The sequence below is a fragment of the Mycobacterium sp. TH-M106 genome (genome assembly GCF_057473765.1).
The window spans coordinates 1-1,157 of record NZ_JBYCLE010000576.1 but is presented as its reverse complement, the minus strand read 5'-3'; the positions used below and the strand labels follow the sequence as shown (position 1 = coordinate 1,157).

The following is a 1,157-nucleotide window of genomic DNA, read 5'->3' as shown; positions in this document are numbered from 1 at the left end:
TGAGCCAGCTTGTTGGTGTGCTTACCGCTCAACACCGGCTCATGGATGCCCTCGAGGTTGCCGCTGAGGCCAGCGAACTAGCCCGCAAGCGGGGCTGGGAGCTGAGTCACGCAGCGGCCGAACTGTGGCACGCCCGTGGCTGGACCGCGTTCATGCACGGCGACCTTGACGCCGCCGAACAATACCTTGGCTGGGCGACAGCTGCGGTTCGTCGACATGATGTGGGGGTGCGTGCCACGGTGCTGCTGGTTCGCGGGCTTGTCGCGGGGGCGCGAGGACGCACACGGGATGCACTCGCGGACTTGGATGCCGCAGCCAAGACCGTAGACAGGGTGTCCGGCCGCTATCTGTTTGAGGATTATCTGATCGCCGAACGGGCGCGGTCGATGCTCGCGCTCGGGTGGAATACGCGAGCACGCGAGGTGCTGCATGGTCATCTCGGAAAGCCTTGCACGCCGATCATTCTCACGGTCGTCTACGCTGAGTATCTCGCCAGTGAGGGGGCGACCGACGAGGCGATTGCTCTGCTCAAGGAGGGCGTCGCGCAAGGCCTCGGCACCTACGATGCGATTATCCAGGCCATGATTCTGCTGGGTGTGCTGGGCGAGCAGGTAGCCAGCGATAGTCGGGAAGCCTTCAAGATGTTCAGCGACGCTTTGAATCTGGCTGCACCCGAAGGATACGTTCAGCCGTTCCTGCAGTTCGGTAGCCGTATCGAGCGATTGTTGCGGATGGCCCGGGTACTGGGCACCTGCCACACGGACTTTGTCGATCGCATCCGCGCCTCTTTAGCCGCGAGGACATCGAGTATGGAAAATGTGGCGTTGGAAGCTGCGCAGAACGCGCTGACAGTACCGTTGACGAGACGGGAGTTGGAGGTGCTGCGCGCAATTGCCGAACCCGGGGTCTTGCCCGATCTCGCTGATAAATTGTTCGTTTCGCTGAACACCCTCAAATTCCATCTACGCAGCGTGTACCGCAAACTGGACGTCAATGGCCGCCACGAGGCTGTGATAAAAGCTCGTACGCTTGGATTTATCTGAGCGCCCAGTTCCGTTCCCGGGACGTTTCGCAGGCGTGAAAATGGGGTCGGGTCACCTGCCGACGCCGATGCTTCCTTGCGTGTGCGAGTCCGCATTTGAGCTTGGGCGTCGCGG

1 protein-coding gene is annotated in these 1,157 nt (G+C 61.5%); it reads left to right on the top strand.

The features are described from left to right. Window positions 1–1,043, top strand: a 1,043-nt coding sequence (locus AC2VOP_RS19625) for a LuxR C-terminal-related transcriptional regulator (protein ID WP_486962518.1), incomplete at its 5' end; no start/stop codon positions are given. Window positions 1,044–1,157: the final 114 nt, after the last annotated feature.